The sequence below is a fragment of the Polaribacter litoreus genome (assembly GCF_054584775.1).
Window position 1 is genome coordinate 1 of sequence record NZ_JBTLRD010000043.1, and the last position, 4,010, is coordinate 4,010.

Genomic DNA, 4,010 nt, shown 5'->3' on the forward strand with positions numbered 1-4,010 from the left:
CGGAAACGCAAAAGTCTGTAATTATTAGTTATTTTTCGCTAAATTTACGCAACAAATAATACACCAAAACGTTAGCAACTATTACCAATCAAACTCTGAAAAATTGGAAATTGAAATTAAAAAATATTTCTTATTAGAATCTTATAAGAAAAAAACCGAAAGTTGGAATAAAATAGGAAAGATTAAAAGTATTTTAGTTTTAATCTTTAGTTTAGTTCCATTATTTCTTTTCAATTTTAATGAGAATTCAGAGTTAGTAGATGAATATTATTTAGGAATTAGCTTTGTTATTTTTACATTCATTATTATATTCTTGACTTTAGTGACAAAGATTTGGAGTTTATTCGGAATTGAATTCCAAAAGCCGAATTGGAACGAAAACCCTATTTCACTAAACTTTTCAAAAAGCCTGAATTTCTTTCAGTTTATAGGATATTGGTTTATTATTTCTGGAATTATTAATATTCTATTTGTTGGAATTTTTTATCAGAATATTGAAAGAGAAAGTATTATTAAACTTGTTTATGGAATTGCACTTATAATAGGAATTAAACTAAGTCTGAAATGGCTGAAAAAAAAATAAAAAAACAGTTGCTAACACCGTGTATAAAAAATTGCTATATTTCGCTTAATCAAGGTTGGTTGCTTTTTTGCTATCTTATATTTTCCTTCGGAAAATAACGATGGCACAAAATCGCAACTTTCCATAACACAAACACGTTGGTAATAATATGAATTAGGTCTGTTCATTAAACTAATTTACTGATAATTTTATTTTTTTACCAACGCTTTTTTTCCAATCTGTCATGTGGGAATCTTCTCTGAATTGTTAACAATCTGTTTAAAACTTATATATTTTGTATTACAAAATATATAAGACATAATTGTATATTTGAATATTAACTTAAATCTATGACACTATGAGTAAAAATGAAAAAAGTACATCATCATTGAAATCTATAAGATTAAAAAATGAAGTAATTGAGAAAGTTGAGGAAATGGCGAAAGAGGAAAATAGGACATTTACAAATATGGTTGAGACGATATTAATGAAAACACCAGGTTATAATATGTGAAAAATAATAAAGGACACTTTGCAGAGTGTCCTTTATTTTGAGCCGAATTTCTTACGGCTTTAAGTTAAGAAAATAATATTAATTTAAATTCTATTGCAATGGCTAAGACCAAAACTGGGAAGAAAAAAGTTCACGTTCCCAAGCACAAGAGAAATGGTAAGACTGTAAAAGAACATTACAGATCTACGCCAAACTAACATTATTTCAACACGATAGAGAGACGTGTTTATTATTATCTCTCTAACAAATACAAATTTTAGTTATGACACGTTCCACCAGAACATCAACTAAAACTGTAAGAGTTAAAGTTAGAACTTCAAGAGGAATACAATATGTTCCAATGAAAGTTAAAACTACTGTTACAACAATCCGAAGTTAAAACGGATTATTAGTAAACTAAATAATTGAATAATAGTATTTTATTTAGAACTTAATTAACGTCAGTATTAATTTACTGGCGTTTTTTTGAGCCTACAAATTAATAAAAAAGAAATTACTTTACTAATATAACCTTGTTAAATTATGTACAATAACGTACATTTTTATACAATATTAAATTATTTTACAATTTTTATACATTTATCGCAATATTTGACTTTATATGTAAGTTATTTCTCCAAGCTTTTAAAAAAATAAAGGTTTCAGTAATGTCAATGAACTTTTAGCTTAAAAATACTATTACCAACAATGGCTATATTTAATTGCTTTTTATTTACTATTTGCGAAAATCCTTGCGGATTTTCTTGTTTGTGTTTATTTACTTACTTTTAGCTACGAAAACGCAACTAACCATAGCCTAGAACGTTGTGCATAATAAAATGAAAGTCTTACAAAACATAATATTTTTGCTTTTAATTAGCTTTTCGTGTTTCAGTCAGAAAAACGAAAAAGGAATGTTTGACTTTAAGTTTTTAGATAAATGCACGAATAAATTTGTAGAAGCTGAATTTGAAATTGACACCATTCCAGGATTAGAAAATAGTATTTCTCTAACCTATTTTATCAAACGAGGGAATTTAATTTCTCAAGGTTTTTACTCAAATAGAATTAAGGAAAATTCAATAGACACAATTATAATACCGAAAATTCTCTTTTCTTTTGGAAACGAACTACATTCAAAACGTTGGAAATATCTAAACTGTGAAAAAACTTGCGAAGGTTTAGAAACTGATTTTTATGAAAATGGAAAAAAAAGAATAGTTGGAAATTTTAAAGAAGGAAAGCCAATTGAAATATAAGAATATAGAGAAAATGGGACACTTTTAACTCAAACTTTTTACGAAAATTTCACTTTAAATATTAGTCGAATAAACTATTTTGATTTGAAAGAAGAATTGATTGAATATGAAGTTTATAATAACAAAAAAAAGAAAAACTATTATTAAAACTTATGACAATAAAGGAAATTTAATCGAAAAAGGAATGAACAAAAAATATGTTGAAAAATACAGTTGGAATTAAAAATTACTATGCACAACACCGTACAAAATTAATTGCTTGTTTTTGCTTAATTACGAAAATCCTCGCGGATTTTCTTGGCCGGTAATTATTTAGTAAATTTAGTGCTTAAACCACGCAACTAACCTTGTACAAACACGTTAGCCACAAGCTGAAACCAACTTTATGAAATACGAATTGTCATTATTTCTTACTATTTTAGTTTCGAGTATTATTAACTCGCAAACAGAATATGTTGAGAAATATGATAATGGACAAGCCAAAATTCAAGGATTTTTAATCGATAGTGTTTTAATCGGAAAATACACGGAATATTATAAAAACGGACAGATTAAAACAATTGGAGAATTCAAGAATTGTGAATATGAAACTAATCACACAAAAATCTATGTTGCTGGTTGTGGAGTTGGTAATAATTCAACAATTCGGAAAGGAAAAAAACACGGAGAATGGAAAGATTATTATGAAAATGGAGTTCTTGAATCCAAATACAACTACTATTGTGGTTTAAGGCAAGGGAATTTTTTCAATTATCAGAAAGACGGAAAATTATATTGGATTGACTTTTACACTGCCGACAAATTAATGGCTACTCAAGAATTTTATGAAAGTGGACTTTTAGAAAAAACATCAACATTCTCTTATGAATATAGCAAGCACGATAAACACGATTTAATGAAAACTGTCGAATCTGAATATTACGAAGATGGTTCAACGAAAATTCAACGTGTAATTCAAGAGTTAAAAGACGATATAGAAAAAGAGAGTTTTAAAGAGTATTATAAAAACGGATTTGTAAAAATAGAGTCGGAAATTATTGACCTTGACAAAAATGGAGTTTATCGTGAGTTTTACGAAAATGGAAATACAAAATACGAGGGAATATTTAAAGACGACAAACCAATAGACAAACAATATTTCTTTAATTCCAAAGGAGAAATAACAAAAATTGAGACTTGGAAAGATGGAAAATTAATAGAAACGGAAATAAAAAAAGCCAGTGGCTAACACCGTATAAAATTAATTGCTGGTTTTAGCCAGTTTACGAAAGTCCTCGCGGACTTTCTATCTGTGATTTATTTGCTAACTTTAGTGCTTAAAACACGCAACTAATCTTATACAACAACGTTATGTTTTATTGCTCAGGAAAATCTAAACGCAGGAAAAAAATGCTGAACACTCTCTCGCGAATTTTAAAAAATCAAATCAACGCGAAAATTTTACGCGGGAATTTTCTCTACTTTGGAATTCTTGACGTTTTGTGAAAAATTAATTGGGGAAAAATATCTCGCGAATTAAAAATCAAAACGGAATCTTAACTTGAAAATTAACTCCGAAAAAAGAATTTAACAGAAATTAAAAATAAATAAAAAAAGCTCAAAAAAGGGAATTAAAAAAACGTGAAAAAATTGAAAACGGAATCTGAACTTGCTTACTCAAACGTATCGCAACAAAACATAACACCGTGTAAAATTT

General features: G+C 27.6%; 3 protein-coding genes. All 3 read left to right on the forward strand.

Going from position 1 to position 4,010, the window contains the following annotated elements; genetic code table 11:
* Positions 1-103 precede the first annotated feature (103 nt).
* Positions 104-583 (forward strand): hypothetical protein, encoded by a 480-nt coding sequence (locus ACW9UN_RS16810; protein ID WP_459487525.1) that lies wholly within the window; start codon positions 104-106, stop codon positions 581-583.
* Between the two features lie 1,386 nt (positions 584-1,969).
* On the forward strand, positions 1,970-2,314 hold the full coding sequence (locus tag ACW9UN_RS16815) for a hypothetical protein (RefSeq protein WP_459487526.1): 345 nt from the start codon (positions 1,970-1,972) through the stop codon (positions 2,312-2,314).
* Positions 2,315-2,699: 385 nt separating this feature from the next.
* The gene (locus ACW9UN_RS16820; protein WP_459487527.1) at positions 2,700-3,542 is read left to right on the forward strand and encodes a toxin-antitoxin system YwqK family antitoxin; all 843 of its coding nucleotides are present in this window, start codon (positions 2,700-2,702) and stop codon (positions 3,540-3,542) included.
* The last annotated feature ends 468 nt before the right edge of the window (positions 3,543-4,010 follow it).

What these genes read in the sequence shown, in the direction of transcription:
- ACW9UN_RS16815 (WP_459487526.1), top strand. Translation starts at nt 1,970, where the DNA reads ATGTTTGACTTTAAGTTTTTAGATAAATGCACGAATAAATTTGTAGAA.
- ACW9UN_RS16820 (WP_459487527.1), top strand. Translation starts at nt 2,700, where the DNA reads ATGAAATACGAATTGTCATTATTTCTTACTATTTTAGTTTCGAGTATT.